General features: G+C 68.7%; 15 protein-coding genes. 3 read left to right on the top strand and 12 right to left on the bottom strand.

The window, feature by feature from the left end:
- Window positions 1-36 precede the first annotated feature (36 nt).
- The 3 genes from H295_RS0131080 to solA form a co-directional block, all read right to left on the bottom strand.
- On the bottom strand, window positions 37-1056 hold the full coding sequence (locus H295_RS0131080; RefSeq protein ID WP_020139247.1) for an ABC transporter substrate-binding protein: 1020 nt from the start codon (window positions 1054-1056) through the stop codon (window positions 37-39).
- Between the two features lie 74 nt (window positions 1057-1130).
- Window positions 1131-1811, bottom strand: a complete 681-nt coding sequence (locus tag H295_RS0131075) for a haloacid dehalogenase type II (RefSeq protein ID WP_020139246.1) — start codon at window positions 1809-1811, stop codon at window positions 1131-1133.
- Between the two features lie 132 nt (window positions 1812-1943).
- Entirely contained in the window at window positions 1944-3080 is a 1137-nt protein-coding gene (solA, locus tag H295_RS0131070; RefSeq protein ID WP_020139245.1) for an N-methyl-L-tryptophan oxidase, read from the bottom strand.
- Window positions 3081-3356: 276 nt separating this feature from the next.
- On the opposite strand from solA, the gene H295_RS0131065 reads away from it, so the two are divergent.
- On the top strand, window positions 3357-4976 hold the full coding sequence (locus tag H295_RS0131065) for a PucR family transcriptional regulator (RefSeq protein ID WP_078616800.1): 1620 nt from the start codon (window positions 3357-3359) through the stop codon (window positions 4974-4976).
- 42 nt (window positions 4977-5018) lie between these two features.
- Here H295_RS0131065 and H295_RS0131060 read toward each other — a convergent pair whose 3' ends face one another.
- From H295_RS0131060 to H295_RS0131050, 3 genes are all read right to left on the bottom strand, one after another.
- Entirely contained in the window at window positions 5019-6077 is a 1059-nt protein-coding gene (locus H295_RS0131060; RefSeq protein ID WP_020139243.1) for a tartrate dehydrogenase, read from the bottom strand.
- A gap of 73 nt (window positions 6078-6150) precedes the next feature.
- Window positions 6151-7035, bottom strand: coding sequence for a LysR family transcriptional regulator (locus tag H295_RS0131055; protein WP_020139242.1), 885 nt, complete (start codon window positions 7033-7035; stop codon window positions 6151-6153).
- A gap of 71 nt (window positions 7036-7106) precedes the next feature.
- Window positions 7107-8375 carry an aspartate aminotransferase family protein gene (locus H295_RS0131050; RefSeq protein WP_028809910.1) on the bottom strand — a complete coding sequence of 423 codons (1269 nt, stop codon included), beginning with the start codon at window positions 8373-8375 and terminating at the stop codon, window positions 7107-7109.
- Window positions 8376-8632: 257 nt separating this feature from the next.
- Here H295_RS0131050 and H295_RS0131045 point away from each other — a divergent pair, with 257 nt between their 5' ends.
- Window positions 8633-10330: a PucR family transcriptional regulator gene (locus H295_RS0131045; RefSeq protein WP_020139240.1), complete on the top strand. Its 1698-nt coding sequence runs from the start codon at window positions 8633-8635 to the stop codon at window positions 10328-10330.
- A 98-nt stretch (window positions 10331-10428) separates the two neighbouring features.
- On the opposite strand, the gene H295_RS0131040 is transcribed toward H295_RS0131045, so the two are convergent.
- The 4 genes from H295_RS0131040 to H295_RS43730 form a co-directional block, all read right to left on the bottom strand.
- Window positions 10429-13074, bottom strand: coding sequence for an RICIN domain-containing protein (locus H295_RS0131040; protein ID WP_020139239.1), 2646 nt, complete (start codon window positions 13072-13074; stop codon window positions 10429-10431).
- 429 nt (window positions 13075-13503) lie between these two features.
- Window positions 13504-14190, bottom strand: a complete 687-nt coding sequence (locus H295_RS0131035) for a GntR family transcriptional regulator (protein ID WP_020139238.1) — start codon at window positions 14188-14190, stop codon at window positions 13504-13506.
- Between the two features lie 30 nt (window positions 14191-14220).
- Window positions 14221-14964: an aspartate/glutamate racemase family protein gene (locus H295_RS43735; protein WP_020139237.1), complete on the bottom strand. Its 744-nt coding sequence runs from the start codon at window positions 14962-14964 to the stop codon at window positions 14221-14223.
- A complete protein-coding gene (locus H295_RS43730) occupies window positions 14961-16247 on the bottom strand; it encodes a dicarboxylate/amino acid:cation symporter (RefSeq protein WP_234021709.1) in 1287 nt (428 codons plus the stop codon). Before H295_RS43730 ends, H295_RS43735 begins: the two co-directional genes overlap by 4 nt.
- 115 nt (window positions 16248-16362) lie before the next feature.
- Here H295_RS43730 and H295_RS0131020 point away from each other — a divergent pair, with 115 nt between their 5' ends.
- A complete protein-coding gene (locus H295_RS0131020) occupies window positions 16363-17787 on the top strand; it encodes an aspartate ammonia-lyase (protein WP_020139235.1) in 1425 nt (474 codons plus the stop codon).
- Window positions 17788-18395: 608 nt separating this feature from the next.
- Here the strand turns inward: H295_RS0131020 and H295_RS45850 are convergent.
- Together H295_RS45850 and H295_RS48455 are read right to left on the bottom strand one after the other, a co-directional pair.
- Window positions 18396-18764, bottom strand: a complete 369-nt coding sequence (locus H295_RS45850; protein ID WP_158691083.1) for a DUF4279 domain-containing protein — start codon at window positions 18762-18764, stop codon at window positions 18396-18398.
- A gap of 61 nt (window positions 18765-18825) precedes the next feature.
- Entirely contained in the window at window positions 18826-25455 is a 6630-nt protein-coding gene (locus tag H295_RS48455) for an RHS repeat-associated core domain-containing protein (protein WP_158691082.1), read from the bottom strand.
- Window positions 25456-25536 lie beyond the last annotated feature (81 nt).

Genomic DNA, 25536 nt, shown 5'->3' with positions numbered 1-25536 from the left:
CTCCTGGTCTTCGTACCGATCAGATCCGTGGACATGTCAGTCCTGAGGGACGGCCATGGCCGCGGTCTTGATGCCGAGGTCCTTGAGACCCCAGCGGCCCAGCGCCTGGGTGTACTTGGGGTCGTCGATGATCGACTGGAGGGCGGCCTTCACCGCGGGGGTCAGCGGCGAGTCCTTCTTCAGCGCGACGGTCGCGGGCTTGGTGGCCACCAGGGGCTTGAGGACGTCGAACGTCTTCGGCTGCTGCGCGGCCGCCCACTCGAGCGAGATGAAGTCGTACATCACGGCGTCGATCCGCTTGGAGACCAGCTGGGTCAGCGCGTCGTTCACGCTGGGCAGGGACACCGACTTGATGGCCGGCTTGCCCTTGCTCGTACAGTCCTGCTTGGACAGCTGGGGCAGCCACTGGAGCTCCGCGGTGCTGCCGGAGGGGACGGCGACGCGGTGCCCGCACAGCGTGTGGGTGCTCAGCTTCTGCGGGTTGCCGTAGGGGACGGACACCCCGGTCCCGGAGTTGACGTAGTCGACCATGTCGAGCACCTTCAGCCGGTCGCTGGTGGCGCCCATGGTGGAGGCGGTGAAGTCGTACCGGTCGGCCTGCAGTCCGGTGATGATGGTGTCGAACTTGACGTTGTTGATCCGGAGTTTCAGGCCGAGCTTGGCGGCGATCAGCCGGGACATGTCCGGGTTGAACCCGATCGGGGTCTTGTTGTCCGATGCCATGAACGTGGTGGGCGGGTACGACAGGTCCATGGCCACCGAGAGCGTGCCCTTGGCCTTGACCGCCGCGGGCAGCAGTTTCACCGCGTTCGCATCCGGCTTGACGCCCACCGAGATGTCGTCGGTGTGCTCGGCGGACGCGCCGGCTCCCCCGCCCTGCGTCGTGCCCTTCGCCGCCGCGTTCTCCGCCGTGCCGGTCGCTCCGCACGCGGCGAGCGCGAGGGCCAGGGCGGTGGTGGCGATCGGGATGCTCAGATGCCTGTTGACCTGCAGGGCGGCAGCCCGGGCGCCTGCGGTGCGGAGTACGGATCTGCGGCCTGTCCTGGTGTTTTCCATGGCGGTGCCTCCTGGGGAACGCTGGGGGTACGGGGGTGGGACGGGGGTGGGACAGCGGGTACAGGGGGTGCGCGTCAGATGCCGAGCATCTGGTTGAGCTCGTCCAGGGACTTGACGGTCACGTAGTCGTAGCCGTGGGTGACCGGGTCGCAGCCACGGTCCAGCAGGACGAGGTTGCGGAAGCCCATGTCGTGCATCGGCATCAGGTCGTAGCGGGTGTGCGAGGAGACGTGCACGAAGTCCTCGGGGGACGCGTCGAGCTGGTCGAGCATGTACTCGAACGCGGCGTAGCGGGGCTTGTAGTAGCCGGCCTGCTCGGCGGTGAAGACGGCGTGGAAGTCGGCGCCGAGCCGGGGCACGCTCTCGGCGAGGACGGCGTCGTCGGCGTTGGAGAGGATCACCAGCTTGTAGTTCTCGCCCATCTTCTTCAGCGGTGCGGGCACGTCCGCGTGCGGGCCCCAGCTGCGCACGCCGTCGGCGAGCCGCTTGCCGGCGTCCGGGACCGCCTTGATGCCCCACTTGCGGCAGACGCCCTCGAAGGCGGCCTGCAGCGTCTGCTCGTAGGGGTAGTACTTGTCGAGGACCGAGTCGTAGCGGTAGCCGCGGAACTCCTTGACGAACTGGTCCCACTGCTCGGCGGGGATCTGGTCGCCGACGAGTTCACGCGTGATGGGGGTCATCGGCCACTCGATCAACGTCCCGTAGCAGTCGAACGAGACGTACTTCGGGCGGAACTGGAACGAGGGAATGGGCATGGACGTACTCCGCTTTCTTGCGTCGGGGAATTTCTTGCGTCGGGGAACCGGTCGGGGCCGGCGCGACCTTTATTGACATGCTCACGACAGGAACGTCGGAAGGGGGGATGACGACATCGGCGACCGCCGGGGTCAGGCGGCGCCGGCTCCTGCCGGAGCGAGGAAGTCGACGGGGTGCTGCGTGGCGCCGTCGAGCGCCAGGTCGGCGGCGATCTCGCCCATCGCGGGCGAGAACTTGAAACCGCTGCCGGAGAACCCGGCCATGACGATGATGTCGTCCTCGCCGGGGAGATGACCGACGAGCGGGTTTCCGGACTCCGTGTAGCCCTCCATGTAGGCCGACGTCCTGATGGGGTCGGGGTTCAGGTCGGGCATGAGCTCACCGATGAGCTCGCGGAAGACACCGAGTTCCTCGGGGCGGACGGTGCGTTCGAGCCGATCGGGCTCGGGCACCGGCGCGTGGTACTTGAAGGAGAGACCGAGCTTGACGGAGATGCCGTCGGGCGATGGGATCCCGAAGCAGTCGTGGGGTGCGGCGCGCACGAAGGATGGGGCACCGCCCGCGAACCAGTCGTGACGGGTCGGCAGATGCCAGGTACAGACCACCCGGCGGACGTCCACGGTCCGGGGAAGGTCGGGAAGCAGGGTGTTGATCCAGGGGCCCACGGTCACCACAGCGGCGTCCACGTGGTCCGTGCCCAGGTCGGTGACGATCCGCACCCCGCCGCCCGCCGCGGGGACGACCTCGCGCACCGTGGTGTAGCGGTGCAGCCGGGCGCCCAGCTGTTCGGCACGGGCGGCGGCGGCCTGGATCGACGCCTCGGGCCTGATGACGGCGCCCAGCCGGTCGAGGAGAGCGGTGTGTCCGTCCGGGAGCCGGTGCTGCGGGTAGCGGCGGCCGAGTTCCTCCCGGTCCAGGACCTCGTGGTCCAGCCCGTGGGCGGCGCTGGTGGACAGGAGGAGGCGCATGGACGGAGAGGCGGCCTCTCCCATCACGAGGCTGCCGCTGCGGCGTCGCAGGGACCGGCCCGTCTCCGCCTGGAGCTGCTCCCACATCCGGTCCGCCAGCCGCAGCAGCGGAACGTACGCGGGCTCACCGAGGTGGGCGGCTCGGTAGATGCGGCTCTCGCCCCCGGCCGCGCCGCGGTCGTGACCCGGTGCGTACCGGTCGTAGCCGATGACCTCGGCTCCGCGGGCGGCCAGTCGCCACATGGCCTGGCTGCCCATGCTGCCGGCACCGATCACGGCGACGCGCTTCGGAATGCGCATGAGATCGCTCCGCTCGATGGTGTGGTCTGGGTGGAAGTCGCCCCAGCACGCTGCGGATACCGCGCGGACCTTCGCAGTTCGGATCCTGCTGGGGATGGCGTTCACTTTCCGCCCCGCGGAACCCGCAGGTCAACCCACACTGTGTTCCGCTTCAGGGCCTTCTCGAGACGGTCTGTCACTGCGGACGACCGGACTGCCCAAATGACGGCCCGCCTCTTGTCACGATGAGTGGCCGGTGCGAAGGTGAGCCCCGTTCCCTCGGATGAAAGACCCCCTATGCCGCCCAGACACCATGCAAACGGGCACTTCCCTACCCTTAGGGAGGTACTGGGCCTGCCCGTGCTCGCCGAGGGCATGCCTCGCGTGCTGGCCGGCGAGGCACGGCTGGACAGCCCGGTGCGCTGGGTGCATGTCACCGAGCTGCTCAACCCCGCGGACTTCCTGGAGGGCGGCGAGCTGATCCTGACGACCGGCGTGCCGCATCCGGAGGACGCCTCCGAGCTGCGCGGCTACGTCGACCAGCTCGCGGACGTCGGCGCGGCCGGCCTGGTCGTGGAGCTCGGTTACCGGTACCAGAAAGTGCCCCAGGAGCTGGTGGCGGCGTGCCGTGCCCGTGACGTGCCGCTGGTCGAACTGGCCCGGGGCGTCCGGTTCGTCGACGTCACCCAGACGGTGCACGCGCTCATCCTGGACGCCCAGGGGGCCCTGCTGCGCCGCGGGCGGGACATCCAGGACATCTTCACGGCCCTGACGCTGCGGGGCGCGGGCCCCGAGGAACTGGTGCACACCACCGCGGAGCTCACCGGAGCCCCGGTGGTGCTGGAGGATCTCACCCACCGGGTCCTGATGTGCGAGCTGCTCGGCCGGCCGTACGAGCCGGTGGTGTCGGCCTGGTCGCGGCGGTCGCGGGCCGCCCCGACGCCGGAGAGGCTCACGCCGAGCGGCCCGGAGGGGTGGCTGATCGCGCCGGTGCAGGACCACCACGGCCCGTGGGGACGGCTGGTCCTGCTGGAGGACCGGCTGAGCCCCGAGCCCGACCCGGAACATGTCCTGGTGCTGGAGCGCGCGGCGGTCGCGCTGACCATGGCGCGTCTGGCGGGGCAGGCCTGGTGGGAGCGCCGGGCCCACCGCTCCGTACTGCGGGACCTGTACGAACGGCGTTTCCGCTCCCCCGCGGACGCCCGCGCCCGCGCCGAGGCACTGGGACTGCCCACCCTCGGGCACCGCCTCTTCGCCCTGGTCATCCGCCACCCGTACACCGGCACCGAGGCGGAACACCTCGACGAACGGATCGCGAAGGCGCTGACGAACACCGGTGTCCGCGCCCTGGTCGGCGAGACGGCCCCGGGCCGCATCGGGGTGCTCATGGCTCTGGCGCAGGCGAGCGCCTGGCAGCCGGTCGCCGAGCAGATAGGCCGTCTGACCCGGGAGGAGCTCGGGCCGCGGGCCGTCGTCGCCGTCGGCCCCGGGGTGACCGACCTCGGCGGGATCGCCCGGTCGTGGCAGGAGGCGGAACAGACGGCCGAAGCCGTCACGCCCGCCTCCCCGGAACGGTGGTTCTACGTCCCCGCCGACGTCCGGCTGCCGGAGTTGCTGGGCGTCCTCCGGGAGGACACCCGTCTGCAGCGGTACGCGGAGCGGCAGCTGACCCGCCTCATCGAGCACGACAACCGCAACAACGGCGATCTGCTCCCGGCACTGCGCGCCTATCTGGCGGCCGCCGGGAACAAGTCGGTCGCGGCGAAACGCGCCGGCATGTCCCGGCAGGCCTACTACCAGCGCCTGCACACCATCGAGCGGCTCCTCGGCTGCGACCTGGAATCAGGCCTGGAGCGCACGTCCCTGCACGTCGCGGTGCTGGTTCTGGACGCGGGTGAGGCTCCACCCGGCGCATGACCCCTCGCCCGGCAGGGACGCGCAACGGCCCCGGGAGACGGCTCAGAGGAGCTCGATCAGCCTGTCGGTGAACTCGGCGGTGGTCGCGGTTCCGCCCAGGTCGCGGGTGCGGGTGTCGGTCTTGGCCAGGACCGACGCGATCGCGTCCGTGATGTCCTTGGCCGCGGCCGGGTGGCCGAGGTGGTCGAGCATCATGGCCGCGGACCAGATCGCGCCCAGCGGGTTGGCGATGCCCTGGCCCGCGATGTCCGGCGCCGAGCCGTGTACCGGCTCGAACATCGAGGGGAACTCGCCCCCGGGGTTGAGGTTGGCCGCCGGGGCGACGCCGATCGATCCGGCGACCGCGGCGGCCAGGTCGCTGAGGATGTCGCCGAAGAGGTTGGAGGCGACGACGACGTCGAAGCGGGCCGGGTTCAGGACGAACTTGGCCGCCAGCGCGTCGATGTGCTCCTGGTCCCAGGTGACGCCGGGGTGTTCGGCGGCCCGCTCCGCGATCAGCTCGTCCCAGAACGGCATGGTGTGGATGATGCCGTTGGACTTGGTTGCGGAGGTGAGCCTCCCCCGGCGGCGGGCGGCGAGCGAGAACGCGTAGTCGGCGACACGGGTGACCCCGGCCCGGGTGAACACCGCCTCCTGGACGGCCAGTTCCTCGGCCGTTCCCTGGTTCAGCCGGCCGCCGATCTCGCTGTACTCGCCCTCGACGTTCTCCCGCACCACGACGAGATCGACCTCGCCCGGCCGCGCGCCGCGCACCGGACTGTCGATGCCCGCGAAGACACGGACGGGCCGGAGGTTGACGTACTGGCGGAAGCTGCGCCGTATAGGGATCAGCAGGCCCCACAGCGAGACATGGTCCGGGACCCCCGGGTAGCCGACGGCGCCCAGCAGGATCGCGTCCTTGTCGCGCAGCTGGTCGATACCGTCGGCGGGCATCATGGCGCCCTCCCGCAGGTACCGCTCGCACGACCAGTCGTACGACGTGTAGGAGAGGCTGAAGCCGTGGCGGCGGCCGAGAAGGTCGAGCACCTGCTGTGCTGGGGGCAGTACCTCGGCGCCGATGCCGTCGCCGGGGATCAGGGCAATGCGGTGGTTCGTCGTCATGCCGTCGATTGCAGCAAGGCGGTCCGCGGGGCGTCCAAGACGCAAAGCGGATATCCCTGATAAGCGGCGCCTATCAGCTGCCCGCAGCCGGGACGGCGGCCGCGAGGAACGCGGCAGCCGCCGGCGACAGGCTGCCGCGGCGGCTGACGAGAGCGATGTCCAGGCTGCTCTCCGGCTCGATGTCCAGCACGCGGGCGCCCAGCTGCCGGGCCAGGTCCCGCCAGGAGTCCATGACCACCGCGAGCCCGACACCGGCCAGGACCAGGGGCATGAGCGACACCCGGTGCTCGGTCTCGGCGGCGACGGTGAACTCGATGCCCTGGTCCCGCAGCGCGTCGACGTAGGCACGCATCCCGGTGCCCGGCTGCCCGACGATCAGCCGCTGTCCCGCGAGTTCCTGGCACCCCACCGCCGTCCGGCCGGCGAACGGGCCGTCGGCCGGGACCATCAGAACGAAGCGCTGCCGCCCCAGCGCACGGGAGACGACCTCCTTGTCGGAGAACGGCCCGGTGGACGCCAAGAGGCCCAGTTCCACGGCACCCGTGCGCACCATGTCGATCACGTCACGCGCGGTGAACGCCGCTTTGATGGCCACGGAGACGCCGGGATAGCGGCGGCTGAACGCGCTCACCAGACTCGTCAACGGCTCCACCGCCTGCGACGGCACGGATGCCACGTCCAGGCGCCCCTCGCGCAGCTCGTGCACGGCCGCGACACTCGCCCGCGCCGTCTCCAGACTCCGCACGGCCTCGCGTGCAGGCTCGATCAGGGCCCTTCCGGCCTCCGTGAGCACTGCCCTGCGCCCGATGCGATGGAACAACTCGGATCCGAGATCACGCTCCAGTGCCCGCACGGCCTGCGACAGCGACGGCTGCGACACGTACAGAGCCGAGGCCGCACGGTTGAACCCCCCACGATCGACGATCGCAAGGAAGTACTCCAGCTGCCGGATGTCCATGACGCACACTCTGCCCCTCGATGAAGCGAGCGACGACCGGGAGCGGTGTCGAGGCCTGTGCGGTGGGTCTGTTATCCCCGCGCCGCTCCCGATGTACCAGCCTCCACCGCGGCCGCCCATGCCTGGAGTCCCTGGTCCACCGCCGTCTCGTCGATCACCAGGGCAGGGATCATCCGCACGACCTGGTTCCAGGCGCCGCACAGAAGCAGGAGCAGGCCCTGGTCGACGGCGGCACGCTGCACGCGGGCGGCGGTCCCGGGGTCCGGGCTGCCGTCCTCGGTGACGAACTCGGTGGCGAGCATGAGCCCGAGGCCGCGTACGTCGCCGATGCCGGGCGTCCGGTCGGCCACCGCCTCCAGGCCCTGGCGCAGGCGCTTGCCCATCGCCTCGGCGTTCTCGACGAGCCTCTCGTCGCGGACGACGTCGAGGGTGGCGCAGGCCGCGGCGCAGGCGACGGCGTTGGCGCCGTACGTACCGCCCTGCGATCCCGGCCACGCCTTGGCCATCAGCTCGCCGGAGGCAGCGATTCCTGACAGCGGGAAGCCGCTGGCCAGGCCCTTCGCGGTGACGAGGATGTCGGGTGTGACGCCGAAGTGGTCGTGTCCCCAGAACCGGCCGGTGCGGCCCACTCCGGTCTGCACCTCGTCGAGGATCAGCAGGAAGCCGTGCCGGTCGGCCCGCTCCCGCAGGCCCTCCATGAAGGCGCGGGTCGCGGGCACGTACCCGCCCTCGCCGAGCACCGGCTCGACGATGACCGCGGCCGTGTCAGCGGGTGAGGAGATCGTCTGGAGTGTGTAGTCCAGCTCCTGCAGGGCGAAGCGTGTCGCGGTCTCCTCGTCCCAGCCGTAGCGGAAGGCCGAGGGGAAGGGAGTGACGACGACACCGCTCATCAACGGGGAGAAACCCGACCGGAAGCGGGTGCCGGAGGTCGTCATCGAGGCGGCGGCCACCGTACGGCCGTGGAAGCCGCCGTGACAGACCAGGATGTTCGGCCGGCCGGTGGCCTGCCGGGCCAGCCGCAGCGCCGCCTCCACCGCCTCGCTGCCGGAGTTGGTGAAGAACAGGCTGTCGAGTCCCTCGGGCAGGACCTCGCCCAGCTTGCCGACAAGGCGCCGCAGGGGCTCGTGCATGACTGTCGTGTACTGGCCGTGGACGAGGGTGCCCACCTGCTCCTGCGCCGCCGCCACGACCTTGGGGTGGCAGTGCCCGGTGCTGGTCACGCCGATGCCGGCGGTGAAGTCGAGGTAGCGGCGGCCGTCATCACCGTAGAGGTGGACGCCCTCTCCCCGGACCGCCACCACGGGCGTGGCCTGGCGAAGGTGCGGCGACAGTGCAGTCATGTTCGTCTCCCGGCGGGTCGTCGGTCTGGCTCCGGTCCGGTCGAGCATCTCCACGTTCCCCGCTGACGCCAACGCCCGAACTGTCCGGCCGCGCCGCGGCATCTGGACGTTGTGTCAGCCGCCCCGGGCACCATGCCCCGCTCGCGCTGCCCCGCGCGCCCTGCTCGCCCTGCTCACCTTGCTCACAGCGGCCCTTTCCGAGCTCTTGCGCAGGTCAGCGAGGCTTGTCAGGGTGACGGAGCACCAAGGGAGGTCCCATGCGCGAGAAACACCACACGGCCGCGAGGTCCGTCACCGACGGGCCTGGCCCCTCCTTGGCGGGCCCGGACATCCCCACCGTCGGCCGTCCGCTCACCGTCGCCGACGTTCTGGCCCTGCCCGTCCTGTCCGCCGGGCAGCCGCAGGTCCTCACCGGAGCAGACCTGCTCGACCGCCCCGTCCGCTGGGTCCACATGACCGAGCTGACCGACCCGGCCTCCTTCCTCAAGGGCGGCGAGCTCGTACTGACCACCGGTATGCCCCTGCCCGAGGAGCCGGCCGGCGTACGCCGTTACGTGAACGAACTCGCCGACATCGGCGCGGCGGCCCTGGTCATCGAATTGGTCCGCCGATATCACCGCCCGCCCGACGCCCTGGTCCAGGCCTGCGAGGCCCGCGGGCTCCCCCTCGTGACCCTGGCGAAGGACGTCAACTTCCTTGAGGTCACCCAGGTCGTCCACGCTCTCATCCTCGGCAACCAGGCCGAGGAGATGCGCCGGACCCAGCGCATTCACGAGGCGTTCACCGCCCTCACCCTGCGCGGCGCCGTGCCCGAGGAGGTCGTCCGTGCCGCCGCCGAGATGAGCGGCCACACCGTCGTACTGGAGAACCTGGCCCACCAGGCACTGATCTGCGCGCCCTCCGCGGACACGGTCGAGGCAGCGCTCGGCGACTGGGAACGGCGCTCACGAGCGACACCTCCCGCCGGTCACGCAGCCGTGTCCGGACCGGACGGCTGGCTCGTGACGTCCGTGGAGTACCAGGGCGAGAGCTGGGGCCGGGTGGTCATGCTGCCCGCCCCGTCGGGTCGGCCCACCCCCTCGGTGTTCGGCCCGACGGCCGTGACGGTCCTGGAGAGAGCTGCGATGGCCCTCACCATCGCCCGTGTCATCCAGCCCGTGCCCTGGGAACGCACCGCACAGCGCAATCTCCTGCGCGACCTCGTCGGACAACGTCACCACTCCCCTGCGGACGCCGAGGCCCGGGTCGCCGCACTGGGCCTGCCCGCCAAGGACTGCGGCTTCGTGGCCGTACTCGCGGACCTCCCTCAGGAGACCGACGCGACGACCTGCGAGGCACTCCTCTGCGAAGAGCTGAGGAAGCAGGGGACACAGGCCCTCGTCGGCGCCCTCGTCGGCGCCCTCGGCCCCACGCGCCTCGGCATCCTGCTGCCCCTGCGCCCCGGCCGGCCCGGCCCATCCGTGGTCGAGCACCTGAGCCGCACCGTGCGCGAGGTGGCGCCGGGGGCCGGCGTCAGCGCAGGCAGCGAGGCGGCGGACCTCTTCGATGTCGCCCGGTCCTTCCGCGAGGCGACCCGCGTCGCCGAAGCCACCGAGCCCGGCCGGCCGCTCCCGCCGGGACGCTCCTACCACGAGCCGTCCGACATCGGCCTGCGCCGCCTGCTCTTCGCGCTCAGGGAGGACACCCGGATCCAGGACTTCACCGAGCGTCGGCTCAGCCGGCTCCTCGACCATGACGCCCGCCACGGAACGGACCTGCTGACGACCTTGCGCCACTACCTCGACGCGGCAGGCAACAAGACCCTGGCAGCCCGCTCCGGCTCTCTGTCCCGCGAGACCGTCTACCAACGTCTGCGCAGCATCGAGCGGATACTCGACTGCGATCTGGAGTCCGGCGAACACCGCACGGAACTCCACGTGGCACTCACCGCGCTCGACGTCCTACGGGCCGGGTGAGCCGGAACAGCAACTCGCTGACGGCCTTGAATCCACGGCCCGGCCCGGCCCGGGCGGGCCGCAGGCTGTCGTGCCTGCGGCCCGCCCGGGTGTCGGGATCAGGACGGGTCGCCGTACTGCAGACCGCGTCCGTTGGTGCCGATGTAGACGCGGCCGTAGGTGTCGGGGTCGCCGGTGATGATGCCGATGCTGACGATGGCGCCCCACTGGTGGGCGTCGTCGTTGATGCGGAGCCAGGTGGCGCCCTTGTCGGTGGAGCGGAAGACTCCGGTGACGTCCTTGACGGTGCCGAGCAGGTACAGCGCCTGGTAGGAGGTGCCCGGTGCGGCCTTGCCGAAGCCGAGCGCGGAGGCGGACTGTACCGTGCTGAGCGTGGTGAAGGTGCGGCCGCCGTCGGTGGAGTGCAGCAGTCCCTTGCCGCTGCCGGAGAGCCACAGGTCACCCGCGACACCGGGGACGGCGCTGAGCTTCCCGCTCGGCAGGCCCGTGGCGCGGGCACCGAAGGTCGCACCGCCGTCGGTGCTGGCGTAGAGCGTGCCGTTGCTCAGCGAGTAGAAGGTGCCCGCCGAGGACCGGTCGGCGACGACCACGGCGTCGTTGCCGAGGCCGTTGACCCTCGACCAGCTCGCGCCCCGGTCGGTGGAGCGGTACGGGGCCTGGCCGGCCTCGGCCCAGACGATGCTGGAGCCGTCCGCCGCGATCGCGATGTGGCCGCTGTCCGCGCTGGGCACCGGCTCGCCCTTGAAGCCGTTCCAGGTGTGGCCGCCGTCGGTGGAGAGGGCGCCGTCCTGCGCACCGCCCCGGCCGACCCGGACCACCAGCGAGGGGTTGGACTGGGCGAAGTCGACGGAGGTGCTGTTGTAGATCTCCGGGTTGGTCAGCCGCCCGGTGGGCTCCTTCGTCACGTCGTCGTACACGAAGCCGCCCTGGTCGCCCAGCGAGGTGATGAGGGCGGCGGCGCCGGGCGGGGAGACCGCGTCGTAGTACGCCGTCTCCTCCAGCCCGCGGGCTCCGATGAACCAGTGGCTGGTGCCGCCGTTGTCGGTCGCGTTGGCGTCGTTGCTGGCCCAGATGCCGTTGCCGGTGCCGTACAGCACGTGCCCGGAGTCGAACGGGTCGATGGCCAGCGCGGTCATCCAGTGCCCGATGCCGGTGCCGAGGTACGGGGCGATGGAGGCGCTGCGCACGGACCTGTCGGACTGGGTCTTCCAGGTCGCACCGCCGTCGGTGCTGCGGTAGACCTCGTCCTGCGGCCACCAGCGGTCCAGCGTGGTGACCATCACCGTGGACGGCTTCTGCGGGTCGACGTCCAGACCGGCGAACCCGTAGTTGCCCTGCGACGGCGAGATGTTCTTCCACGCCCCGCCGGCGTACTTCCACACCGAACCGCCCGACACGTTGTTCGGGCCCGTGTTGTTGGAGTACGACACGTAGAGCGAGCCGTCACCGGAGAGCACGCCGTGCTGCGGCACCTGCCCGGTGGGCTGCCCGGAGACGGCCTGCCAGGAGTTGCCGCCGTCGGTGGACCGGTACAGGTTGGTGGACTTGTCCGCGACGCCGACGTAGACCGTGTTGCTGCCGGCCGGGCCGTACGTCACGAAGGAGATGCCGGTGCCGAAACTCGCGCCGTTCTTGACCGGGAACGAGGAGACCTGGTTCCAGGTCTTACCGGCGTCGGTGCTGCGCCACAGGCCGTTCTTGCGGGTGCCCAGCAGCAGGTTGTCGTGGTTCGCGGGGTCGATCACCAGGCGCTCGCCCGCCCCGCGGGCGTCCTCGTTGCCGCCCAGCTTGAACGGCAGGTCGGTGCGCTGGAAGGTACGTCCGCGGTCGGTGGAGCGCAGGAGCGCGCCGTTGCCGGCCCAGTCGTTGGTGTAGGTGCCGGCGGCGAGGTAGAGCCGGTTCGGGTCGACCGGGTCGGTGGCCAGCGACTCGATGCCCAGCAGGTTCCAGTCCTTCTCGCCGACCCAGTCGGTCAGCGGGATCCACTGCTCGGCCCCGGTGTCCCAGCGGTAGGCGCCGCCCATGTCGGTACGCGCGTACAGCAGGCCCTTCTCCTTCTGGTTGAACACCAGACCCGTGACGTAACCGCCGCCCGCCACCGGCGCGTTCTTCCACACATACGGCCCGGAGGCGGGCTTGGCGTCCGTGCCGGCCGTGCCAACCGCCGAGGGGTCGGCCATCTTCACCAGCTTCCACTGCTGGTTGGTGCTTCCCAGGCCGGGATACTGGATGACGACCGCCCCGTTGGCCGAGGAGCCTCCGGAGACGTCCAGCACCTGGCCGCTCCTGCGGGAGGTGAGGGTGACGGCGTCGGAACCGCTCACGTCGTCGATCCGCCACTGCTGCGACGGGGAGGAGTTTTCGGTCTGCTGCTCGGCGGTGGCCGCCCGAGCGGTTGAATTGCCCTCTATGCCCAGGACCTTGCCGCTGTTGCGGTTCACCAGCTCGTAGTAGCCGTCCCCCATGGGCTTCAGCTTCCACTGCTGGTTGGCGGTGCGCTGGTCGGTCCACTGCTGGATCCGGGTGCCGTCGGCGGTGGAGAAGCCGTTGACGTCCAGCACCTTGCCGCTGCGCACGGAGACCAGCTCGTAGTAGGCATTGCCGTCGACCGTCGCGGCCTGCGAGTCCTCCTGCACGAACAGGAGATACGGCACGACGGCGAGGGGCGCGCCGAGCAGCACAGCGGTGGCAGTCCAGCGACGGCGGTGACGCCCGCGGCGCTCGCCGTGCGGGGGGTTCTTCATGGGGAGGGGCTCTCCTTGCATACCGTTCACGGAGGAAAAGCGGATCGGGACCACCGGAACTGGCCGGATCCGACTCCTTGTGGTCACAGGCACCGCAATGGTTGCCGCGAGCCGAAAACTTTTTCGGCGGGACAGGGCAGGTGCCGGCGGAGGTTCCGCGAAGGCTTTCCGGACCGCCGCTTCGGACCAGCCGACTCATCATCAGAAGCCCGCTCGCGCACGTCTCCCACGCCGCTCATCGAAGCCGTTCCCACGGCGTGCACGTACGAACGGTCGGCGGCGGTCAGCCTGAGAGCCGGTAAGCGGCCGCCCGATACAGGCCGTCGAGGATGCCCACAAGGGCGCCGGCCACAGGGGCGCCGAGGCGGGGCGCAGGCAGGATCCGGGTTCACTGCTTGGCCCCGCGCCACCTCACACAGGCGCGGCGTTTCAGCCGGTCGCCGCTTCGGCGAACTCGTTGGCGTTGAACAGGTCGTTGATGTGTCCGCCGAGTTCGGACCAGTGGCGCCCGGAGAGTTCGGCGGCGGCGTGGGCGTCGCCGCCGGCGCAGACGGCGATGAGCTGGTCGTGGTGTTCGATGGTGTTGCGGCCGCCGAGCAGGGTGGAGAACTTGCGGTGGAGGATGCGGTGGATCTGCGGGTGGAGCTGCTCGACGATCCGGCTGAGCACGGGGTTGTCCGCGGCCGTGATGGGGACGGCGTGGAAGCGGTCGTCGGCGGCGAGTGCCGCGGCGGTGTCGTTGGCGGCGACGGCCCGTTCGAAGTCGCGGTTGGCCTCCCGCATGCGCTGCAGGTCCTGCTCGGTCATGACCGGAACCGCTGTCTCCACGGCGAGTTGGTCGAGGGAGCGCAGGACGGCGAGGGTCTTCGCCACGTCGCGGCGGTTGAGGGTGGTGATACGGGTGTAGACGCCGGGTTTCGCTTCGACCAGGCCGATGTCGGCGAGCCGGGCGAGCGCCTCGCGCACCGGGGTGCGACTGAGACCGAGGCGCTCGGCGAGCTCACCGTCCTTGACCTTCTCACCGGGGACGAGTTCCCCGCGCACGATGGAGTCGCGGAGCCGGTCGAAGACCTCGTCACTGAGGAGGCGGCGAGAGACTGGTCGGTCGAGTGACATATTGCGTACAGTACATCGCCGTTTCGCGTCCTATCCGTGCTCGTTCCCTCCAGGTGGGCCCCCGGTCGTGGCCCGGCGGACAAGGGCCCGGGCCAGGACCATCGCCGGGTCCACGAGGGGGACGTCCACGCCGTCGGCCGACAGGCCGAGCGGAATCTCGGTGCAGCCGGCGATGACCGCCTGCGCGCCTTGCTCGGTCAGGCGGTGTGCCGCGCGGGACAGAAGCTCGGTCGCCGCGCCGCCGTGGGTGCCCGCCTTGACCATGCGGATGGCGGTCATGACCTCGTGGTCCTGACTGGTGGCGTCGGGGAGCACTAGGCGGATGCCGAAGCGGTCCAGCCACTCCTGGTACAGGCCGGCCCGGACGGTGCCGGTCGTGGCGAGCAGTCCGGCGGTGCGGATGCGGGGGCTGAGCGTGGTGAGATGCCGGGCGACCTCGCCGATCATGTGGACGATGGGCAGGCCGACGTGGTCGGCGATGCGCGGGACGAAGGCGTGAGCCGTGTTGCAGGGGATGGCGATGACGGTGGCGCCGGCTTCGCGCAGGACGCGGCTGCCGTCGAGGAGCCAGGGGGTGGGATCGGGGCCGTTGCCCAGCAGGGCCTCGGTGCGGTCGGGGATGGTCGGGTCGGACCAGATGACCGTCCGGAGGTGGTCCTGGTCGCTGGAGCCGGGGGTCGTCGACACGAGTTTGGCGTAGAAGTCGGCCGTGGCTGCCGGGCCCATGCCACCGAGGATGCCGATGACCTCGGTGGGGGAAGCGGGGGTGGTCACTGTGCGGGTTCCTTGTGGAGGACATTGGTCTCGGGCTCGGCCGGGGTACGGGAGGCTTCCCGCCTGCGGCGTCGGGCTTCGCGCCGGTTCTCGGAGCTGTCGACGACGGCGGCTGCAAGGGAGTTGCCGATGACGTTCACGCCGGTACGGGCCATGTCGACGACGAAGTCGACGCCGAGGAGCAGGGCGATGCCCTCGGCGGGCAGGCCGATGGAGTTCCCTGCGGCGATGAGGACGACGATCGAGGCGGAGGCGACGCCGGCCATGCCCTTGGAGAGGATCACCAGCACGCCCACCATGAGCAGCAGGGCGGGCAGGGAGGTGTCCGCGCCGTAGGCGTTGGCGAGGAAGACCAGCGCTGCCGCCTGGTAGAGGACGGAGCCGTCGGTGTTGAAGGAGTAGCCGAGCGGGACGACGAACGAGGTCGTGGAGCGGCTGAGGCCGAATGCCTCGAGCTTGCCCATCAGAGGGGCCAGGACTGATTCGGAGCTGCGAGTGACGAAGGCGATCCCGGCCAGCCCGGCGATCGACTTCAGCAACTCGACGTAGCGGATGCGGTAGATCGCTGCGATGAGCGGGAAGAGGACGCCGACGACGATGACCAGACCCGCGTAGACCACGGCGATGAAGCCCAGCAGACTGCGCAGGTTGCCGAAGCCGTAGTGGGCGACGTCGTACGAGATGAAGCCGAGCACACCCAGCGGCGCGACCCGGATGACGTATCCGACGACCTTGAACATCACCGCGGCGACGGACTCCAGGACCGAGGCGAAGGGCTCGGACTTCTCCCCGATCGCAGCCATCGCCACGCCCACGAGGAGGGCGAAGACGATCGCGCCGAGCAGGTTGCCCTCGCCGAACGCGGCGAAGATGTTCTTCGGTACGGCGTGCAGGACCAGTTCGTGGAAGTCGATGCCCTGGCTCAGACCGTCCAGGTCCTTGGCGTCGGCCCCGTGGACGGGGGCGCCCTTGCCGATTCCCGTGAGCTTGGCCAGCCCCACCGCGATCAGCAGGACGACGGTGGTGACGATCTCGAAGTAGAGGATGGCCTTGCCGGCGATCCGGCCGACCTTCCTGACCGACTCCATGCGGGCGATGCCCAGCACGATGAGCGGGAAGACCAGGGGCAGGACGACGACCTGCACCAGGTTCAGGAACACGTCTCCGAGGATCTTCAGCTGCTCGCCCGCGGACGGGGCGAGGGTTCCGATGAGGGCACCGAGGCCGACGGCGATGACCGACTGGATGCCGATCGGCATCCGGAGGGGATGAGCGGTACGCATGATGCAGCTCCTGCCATATGCAATATATTGCGTTCTGCGTGTTGGTCGGCAACACTGAGGCCGGACGCGGTGGCCTGTCAAGGGGACCCGCGGCGGCGACGAGGAGCAGGAGCAGATGGCTCAGGGCACACGCATCGAGCACGATCTGGTCGGGGACAAGGAGGTACCCGCCGACGCCTACTACGGCGTGCACACGGTGCGGGCCGTGGAGAACTTCACGATCACCGGGTCGACCATCGCCCGGTTCCCCGACCTGATCGTGGCGCTGGCCGCGGTCAAGCAGGCTGCCGCCCAGGCCAACCGCGACCTCGGCCTGCTCGCCCCGGACATCGCCGGAGCGATCATCGGCGCGTGCGCCGAGATCCGCGCCGGACGGTTCACCGAGCAGTTCGTCGTCGACCCCGTCCAGGGGGGAGCCGGCACCTCCACGAACATGAACGCCAACGAGGTCATCGCCAACCGTGCCCTGGAGATCCTCGGTCACCCTCGTGGCCGCTACGACGTGATCCACCCTCTCGACCACGTCAACCTCGGCCAGAGCACCAACGACGTCTACCCCACCGCCGTACGCCTGGCCCTGGTGAGCTCACTGCGCCGGCTCGGCGACTCCCTGGGGGCGCTGGCCTCGGCGTTCACCGAGAAGGCGACGGAGTTCGCCGACGTACTGAAGATGGGCCGCACCCAGCTCCAGGACGCCGTGCCCATGACGCTGGGCCAGGAATTCACCACGTACGCGGTCATGATCGAGGAGGACCGGCAACGCCTCACCGAGGCCGCCGCACTGCTGCTGGAGTCCAACCTCGGCGGCACCGCGATCGGCACGGGCATCAACGGCCACCCCCGCTACGCGGAACTCGCCTGCGCGTATCTCGCCGGGATCAGCGGCGAACCGGTCCGGCCCGCGGGCGACTTCATCGAGGCCACCCAGGACTGCGGGGCCTTCGTCCAGCTCTCCGGCGTCCTCAAGCGCGTCGCCGTGAAACTCTCCAAGACCTGCAACGACCTGCGTCTGACCTCGTCCGGGCCGACAACCGGGCTCGGCGAGATCAACCTGCCGCCGGTGCAGGCGGGTTCGTCGATCATGCCCGGCAAGGTCAACCCGGTCATCCCCGAAGTCGTCAACCAGGTCGCCTTCGAGGTCATCGGCAACGACCTGACCGTCACCATGGCCGCCGAGGCCGGTCAGCTCCAGCTCAACGCCTTCGAGCCCGTCATCGCCTACAGCCTGCTGCGCTCACTGACCCACCTGCGCGCCGCCTGCGACACCCTCGCCACGCGTTGCGTCCCCGGCATCACCGCCAACCGCGAACACCTCCACGACAGCGTCCACCGCTCCGTCGGACTGGTCACCGCGCTCGCCCCGCACATCGGTTACGTCGCGAGCACCGCCCTCGCCCGCCGGGCCCTGGCCACCGGCCGCGCCGTCAGGGACCTCGCCGCCGAGGCCGGCCTGCTCACCGCAGACCAACTGGACACACTCCTACGGCCCGAGAACCTCACCGGGCACTCCACCCGCCCCTCGACGGCAGCCGCTCCGTAACGGGTTCGTTGTCGGCAACCGAGGTCGAACCCCCGGGCACCGCATCGATGCGTTCGTGCGCGCGCACAAACCGCAGCTCAGGAGCCCTTCGCCACCGGCTCAAGGATCGCCACACACTCCACATGATGCGTCATCGGAAAGATGCGGGCCTGAGTGAGTCACGGAAAAGACCAGGTCAGAGCAGCGTTATCGGCTCGCCGCCCAGCGTGAGTGCAACCAGAGCGTCAAACGAGCGTCACGGCCGACAGACCATCCCGCCCACTCGGACCAGACCGAGCTGCCAGGACCAGTTGCCCAGCAGGCTCCGTCCCGCTCACTCCAGAGGCTGGCTGGCTCGTCAGACCGGCCGAGTATTACAACCGGGAGCGGCCTCACTCGACGATCGGCTACATCACGCCGCACCAGGCAAGGAGGTGCTTCCATCAACGGCTGGACTTCGCGGCAAAAAGGGAAGTATCCGCACTTTTAGGGTCGCCTCAATCAAGCACGCCACCTTCCCAGCTACACCGTTGCGTATTGAACTGCACGCTCGGGCCGCTCGCGACTGTCCGCCGACCCCACGATCGAATTCCGCGCCCAGGCGACGTAATGGCGTCAGATCGTCGAGTTCATTCGATCACATACTGATCAACATCCAGCTCTGCCCCGATGAAGGAGATGAATTCAAGCGTTGCGGAATCCAGCGAGAATCCGGGGCCAGTCCTGTCTGCAGCAGAAAGGTACTGAATGACACTCACCATCACCTCGCACCCAGCGTCTCGTAGAGACCGAATTTCTTCACGAACGGGGCTGAGGCGTCCGCAAACCTGCCGAAGCATCTCATCAACATCTGCTGAATCGTCTCCGGACTCTATGACCTCCCACATGTTGCGCGACGCAGGCTTGCGCAGAACCGATCCCGATGGGACTTGCCCGATAGTCACTGTCCTGTCTGGATCGAGCCCAAGCAGTGCTGTGATTTGCGCGATTTCGATCACAGGACTATCGATCGAGAATTGAACTCTACGCAATGCTGTCCCGCTACCCACCGTCAGCCTCCTACCAGTTCACATTGTAGTACGTCGGGATAGGCGTTCCGCCACCCTTTGGCATGAGGAATAGGTAACCGCTAGACGTATCCTTGTACGTATCGAAGTGTGCGACCCTACCCCCCACCAGCTCCTTTTTGAATTGATGTACGTCCCCTACGGCTTTCTTCAACTGGCTGTCATTCATCTTCTTGAGGGATGACATGTCTGGGTTCTCTGCGGGATCCGGAGCAGCTCCTCCCGAGGTTTCGTCGGCCTCGTTGAACACTTTGCCGATATCGCTCGATAGGTTGTCTACGCCGTTTCCAGTGAGGGCAATGCCCGCGCCTACGCCTACGACGCCAGCTGCCGCTGATGGGCAGCCCACTATGCTTCCGACTCCAGTGACGCAGACAGCACCCCCTGCGATAGCCAGGTCCGAGCCGCCATCGATCAGTATGATACCGAGCGCTGTTTCGCCGCCATGGAGGACCAGGTCGGGAGCATTGTCCGCGACGGCGGAGCCCCAGTTCTTGACGCTGGTCCACCAGTGTCCGTGGTCGGCGTTGCGGGAAGTCCCAGTGCTGTGCTTGATCGTCTGATTTCTGTCACTGGAGGAGCAACCGGAGACGCACCCGCCGCCCGGAAGTGTTGTGCTGCCGCATTTGTGCGTGTCGCAGTAGTGGCTGGAGCCCTTATATTTCTTTGATCCGGGGTCGTTTTCGGCGTGGTACGTGCCGTAAGTGCCGTTATTGCCTGAGCAGAAGTGAACCGGGCCGCAGCTTTCCATGCCTGTGGGGTCGCTCTGGACGACCGGGTTGCTGCTGGCGTAGTTGTAGCCGCCGAGTTCTTGTGGACTGGTGGCTTCGAAGACGGGGTCCAGGCTAATAAAGCGGCCGAGTGTGGGGTCGTATTCGCGGGCTCCGATGTTGGTGAGGCCGGTGGTGGTGTCGGTGGTTTTGTTGAGGAAGGTGCGGTTGTCGGCCCAGGTTGTGGTGGTGCCGCGGGGGTTGCCGTAGGGGTCGAACTGGCGCCAGGTGGGGGTCTGGGCGGTGTTGTCGAGGTAGAGGGTGTTGGTGCCGTGCTGGTCGGCGGCGAGTTCGAAGCCGTAGTTGGTGCCGGTGCCGGTGCGGACGATGGTGGCGTCGCCGGGGGCGCTGTAGTAGCGCACTCCGGTGGCGGTGCCTGCGGAGTTGTCGAGGGTGATCTGCTCGCTGCCCAGATACAGCGTGGTGGTGGTCGGGTCGATCTGCAGGAGCAGGTTGCCGGCGGCGTCGTAGATGTAGCTGGTGGTGGCGCCGGTGGTGCTGTTGGAGACGCTGGTGAGCTGTTCGGCGTTGTTCCAGACGAGGGTTTGGTCGCCGGTGCTGGTGTGGCGGTTTTGGGTGTTGCCGGCGGCGTCGTAGACGTAGCTGGTGGAGCCGGTCGTGCCGCCGGTGGTGCTTGTGCTGGTCAGGGTGTTGGGCTGGCTGGTGGAGTAGCCGCTGGTGGTGACGGTGTCGCTGGCTGTGCCGGAGACGGTGTGCTGAGTCTGGGTGAGGCGGTTGCCGATGTCGTCGTAGGCCCAGCTGGTCCAGTACGTGCCGCCGGTGATGCCGTCTCCGACGGTGCTGTGACTGCTGCTGGTGGGGGTGGCGGCGCAGTTGTCGGTGGCGGTCCAGGCATCGGTGAGACGGTCGAGAGGGTCGTAGGTGTAGCACTGGGTCTCGGCCGTGGCGCTGGAGCCGGAGCGAGTTTCGGTCTGGTGGGTTATGTTGCCGGCGAGGTCGTAGCTGTAGGCGGTTTCGTCCACGCTGGCCGGGGTGGTGGAGCGGGTGACGAGCTGGTCCGTCAGGTTCCCGGTGTGCGCGTCATAGGTGTCGGTGGCGGTCGCGTAGGAGGTGGAGGAGCCCAGCTGGACCTGAGCGACCTGGTTGTAGGCGCTGTAGCTGACGCTTTGCAGGTAGCTGTAGGAGGTGGAGGCCAGACCGGTGAGTTCGTCCTCGTTGTTGTAGGCGTAGCCGACAGTCTCGGCAGGTAGCCCGGCACCGAGGGGGTAGCTGTCGGAGCGCAGCAGGCCCAGGACGCTTGTGTAAGCGTGGGTGATCTTCCACGTCTTGCCGAGCACCGAACCCTGTGCGGCGGAGGGGATGATGGTCTCTTCGCCCAGGGATTCGCCGAAGACGTTGAAGTTCACGGCCTGCTGGACGTAGGCGTAGCCGCCGCTGTAGGAGGTGGCGGTGGTGACGTGGCCGACCGGATAGGTCATGCCGGAGATCGCGGTGTTGGCGTTGTCGTAGACCCAGGACGCTGTCTGGTTGCCGGGCGAGCTAGCGGAGCTGTAGGGGGTCTGGTTGGCGGCGGCTGCGGCGTACTCGCCGGTTTTGCGGTCGAGGGCGTCGTAGGTGTAGGAGAGGTAGTCGCCGCGGGAGTCCTTGCTCTGCAGCAGATTTCCGTCCGCGTCGTAGGTCATGTTCGAGGTCGTGCCGGCGGTGGGGTCGGTCTTGGTGGTCACCTCCCCGGCCAGGTCATAGGTGTTGGTCCACACCTGGTTCTTGGCGTCGGTGGTACTGGCCTGCTGGCCGTGGCCGTCGTAGCCGTAGGTGGTGGCGGTGGTGGTGCCGCCGGTGAGGTAGAAGATGCCGGTGGCGCTGTTCAACGGTGTGGTCAGCGTGGGTGCGGCGGTGTACTCGTCGAGTTCGGTGGCGCGGCCGAAGGGATCTGTGCGGGTGGTCTTGGTGACGCCCCCGGTGGGCGGGATGACGGTGGTGGCATCGCCGTTGTAGACCGTCGTAGCGGTGGAGACGATGACCCCGTTCTTCTCGGAGCTGTCGTAGACGGGCCGGCCGAGCCCGTCGTAGGTGTACACGTCCTGGTCGGCGACCTGATTGTCGGCCACCGACTTCAGCGACAGCGTGGGAGTGGTGGCGGAGTCCCAGTAGTCGGTGTTCTTCTTCGCCGTCCAGCCGCGTGAGTCGTACAGGGTGTCATCGATGAGACGGCCACCCTGCGGGGTGTAGGTCTGGCTTTGGCGGTCCCGTCCCAGCGAGTCGACGATGCTGACCGAGGTGAGGTAACCGTTGTTGTCGTTGAGGGCGTTGGTCACCACGCCCGAAACAGCGCTGTTGGTCAGGGTGTAGGCGTAGGTCAGGTTGGCGAGCGAGGTGGTGGGGCGGGAGTCCTTCCACACCGAGGTTGCCCGGCCCAGTGCGTCGTACTGGACGGTCGTCACCACATGGTTGGCGTCCGTGCTCGTCAGGGTCAGCCCACGCTCCGGGTCGAATGTCGAGCTGCTGGTATGGGCGACTCCGCCGACGGTCGGCTGGGTGACGCTCTGTCCGGTGGTCAGATAGGCGGAGTTGACCGTGTAGCTGGTCGTGGTGGTGTTGCCGTTGCCGTTGGTGGTGCCCGACAGGCGGTGGTAGGTGCTGTCGTAGGTGTTCTTCGCGGTGGTGCGCCAGGTGAACGCGCCCGCCCCGTAGTCGGTGGCGGTGCGGGTCATGGTGACCAGGCCCATGGTCGGGGCGCTGGACTGCGGGAACGTGGTGGAGAGTGTCGCGTCGTCATAGAACGTACGGGTGGCAGAGACGACCTGGTCGGGCCGGTTGACGCTGGCCGGTGCGGCGAGGGTGTTCAGCCCGGCGGGTACGGAGGCGACGGAGCCTTCGGTGAAGCCGGAGCAGGCGACCGAGTCCTCTTCCGTGGACGAGACGAGGCCGACGAGGTTGGCGCTGGTGTTGGCCGGCGCATAGGTGGTGGCGGTGCACTGGTCGTAGTGGGAGTCGACCGGCACGGTGTGCTTGTAGTTATAGGTCGCCAGGCCGAAGTCGTCGTCCGAGCGGGTGGCGTCGTAGGTGGTGTCGTCCTCGACGTAGCGCCAGTTCGTGGTGCCGCCGTCGGTTAGCCGCTGACGGCTCCACACTTCGGCCGAGCCCATCGCGTTGGCGGTCAGGTCCGGCAGCCCGGAGCGGGTGCGGGTGGCGGTGGCAGCAGAGATCCAGTACGAGGTGATCGTGGAACTGTCGACGCCACCGCCGTTGCCCAGGTAGGACGTGGACTCCAGTACCTGGCCAGCGAGTTGGGGTGAGTCGGAGTGGTGACCGCCCTGCGAGTCAGTCAGCGAAATGCTGCGGGTCGAGGTGGACGACAGCCAGTCTCCATCCATGCCCTGGTAGTAGGAGTCGACCTGCTTGGTCTTGGCATCACCGGATCCGTTGCCAGTGGTGGTGGTCACCTGCTGGTAGCCGCGCCACTGCCCGTAGGTGCGGTACTTCGGCTTGGTGTTCTCGTCGTCGTCGTAGTGCCAGGCCGCGCCGCTGTAGGCGTAGTCGGATTCCTTCGTGGCCGAGCCGCCGTAGGTGTCGGTCTCCAGGACCTCTTGCACCGCATACTTGTTGAACCAGTCCAGCATCGGGCTGATGTAACCGCTGGGCGTCCAGTACTCAGGGAAGCAGGATGCGGTGTTCGAGGAGGGCGTGGCGGAGGTCAAGCAGGCAGTCGGAAGACCGTACGAGACACCGGTGACCCCGCCCATCTCGTTGGTGATCGCCGTGATGCGGTAGCGGAACAGGCCCGGGTAGGTGGCCGTGCTGACGCGGTTCTCCAGCGCCGAACCCGCGAACTTGACCGGAGGCATGGTGATGGAGGAAGTGGAGCCGCCGGCGGTGGTGTCCGATCCGGTGCTCTGGACGGAGGACAGCCACAGCGTTGCGCTGGTCGCGTCCCCGGTATTGGGCTCGGTCTGCGTCAGAGCGTAGGAGTCGACCGTCACGTACCCGCTGGATGAGGTGGAGTACTGCTGGGTGGTGATCGAGGTCAGACGGACGGTGGAGAAGAATGAGGGCCCGTGCGAGCTGCAGGTGGCCCCGGATGCGCAGACCAGGTCGTACGGCACGTCGGGGTAGTAGGCGGCGTTGGAGGAGGTTTCCGCGCTGCCGCAGTTGGTGCTGGTGGAGGTGCAGCGCACCGATGTGCCGTAGACGATCTTGTCGGGGATGGTGCCGTAGGGGCCGGTGGCGGTGGTGAAGCCGTAGTCGATGTGCGCGAGGTAGGAGTCGCGCACGTACTTGACCTGGGAGGCCCCGTTGTAGGCGCCGTAATAGTTAGTGTCCTGCTTGTAGTAGTACGCCATCGCCGCGCCGGTGGCGGTGGTGACGTAGTCGAGGTGCCACTTGTAGGCCATGGTGCAGTAGCTGCTTGTGGCCGTGGAGTTGTAGCAGGGGTCACCGGAGTGCGCGGCGTATACCCGCTCGGAGTCCACCGAGTTCGTCGTGTCGTTCCCGGAGGCCCAGCCGGGCAGTTGGTTGCGGCCGAAGTAGTACTTGGTGCCGTCCCGCTCCGTGATCACCCAGTACGAGGTGTCATACGTGCCGGATCCGTTCGACGAGCCGGTCACCTTGCTCACCGTCGCACCGTCGTCGTCGGCCAGCTTGTAGGTCGAGGTGTTCTTGTCGTAGACGATCGAGGTCGACGAGCCGTTCAGAGACATCGTCAGGACGGGCCCGTCGTAGCACTCGTCGGTGGTGGTCACCGAGCCCGCGCTGCCTTCCGGGGAGTCTGCGCAGGAGGTGAACTCCTGGCCGACGAAGGAGTCCTGGGTGTCCCACCCGTCGCCCACCCAGGACGACTGGGCCTGGGTGTTGGCGGTCTTGCCGTCGACGCTGCCGGAGTCGTACGACAGCGACGCGTCCGGCGCCAGCGACGTCGACGCGGATGGCGATTCCACCTTGTAGGTGTAGGTGAAGTCACCGGACGATCCGGACTGACCCCAGGAGCCGGCCGACGACAGCGTCGAAGCGTAATTACCGCCCGCCCCGCCCTCCTGGCCCGTGGAATCGGTCGCTGCGATCACCGTGGCCGCGCCCGAGGCCGAGGCCGCCTGCGCGGAGGCAACCGTGGAGGCCGCCCCCGTGAACACGGCCGAGACCGCAGATGCTGCCGCAGACCGGCCAGTTCCAGTTGCGGTGGGCCTGACCGTGGATTCCGCAGGAAGGGCGATGGCTGCCGATATGGCCGCGGCCTTGGAGTCATTAAGGGAGGTCAGAGGAGTCTGCTTGCGGCACTTGGCCAGTTGCGGCGTCGTCAGCGCGCAGCTGGGCAGTTGTACGAGACGCAGGCGGGAGGCGTAGTTGCCGCCGATCGCCTGGCGGAACGCGCCGTAGTCCAGGCCCACCTTCACACGGGCCGAGTCCGAGGATGCAGCTCCCGCTTCCTGTCCGGCGGCGAGCGACCATACCGGCCCGGACACGCCCAATCGGGCTGACAAGGAACGGGACTTCACCGACACCCCAAGCACCTTGGGGCCCATGTAGTCGCCCTTCGTTGGCGCGAAGGCCTGGGCCCAGACCGGAGTTCCTGCTGCGGCGACCTTGGCTCCCGTTGCGGCTGCGTGCTCCGGCGCCTTGAGGTGCAGGGTCCCGGCGTGAGCGGCCGGCCATGACTTCTGGGTGGGTGTGATGGTGCGCCGCGTGGCGTCCGAGATGCGCACGTGCTTGGGCGAGACGGACTTCAGGCCCGTGACCGAGTGGCCGAGGTCCGCCTTCGGCGGGGCAGCCCTCGTGTGCTGGGCCGCTGGCAGCGCGCTCGCCGTGGAGCCGAAGGCCAGGCTGAGACTCAGGGACCAGGCCAGGACCGCCGCCGAACCAACGAGCAGCCGCCGGACTGTGCGGCGACTCCGCGCCACACCCGCTGTGCTGTTTTTGCGCGCGCCTCTACCTGACACGACCCACCCCTCGCTACGACGACATGCTGAAATGCCAGACGC

Origin of the sequence: Streptomyces sp. 351MFTsu5.1, from assembly GCF_000383655.1 — a bacterium.
GTDB classification, from domain to species: domain Bacteria; phylum Actinomycetota; class Actinomycetes; order Streptomycetales; family Streptomycetaceae; genus Streptomyces; species Streptomyces griseorubiginosus.
This window is presented reverse-complemented; position numbering and strand designations above follow the sequence as displayed.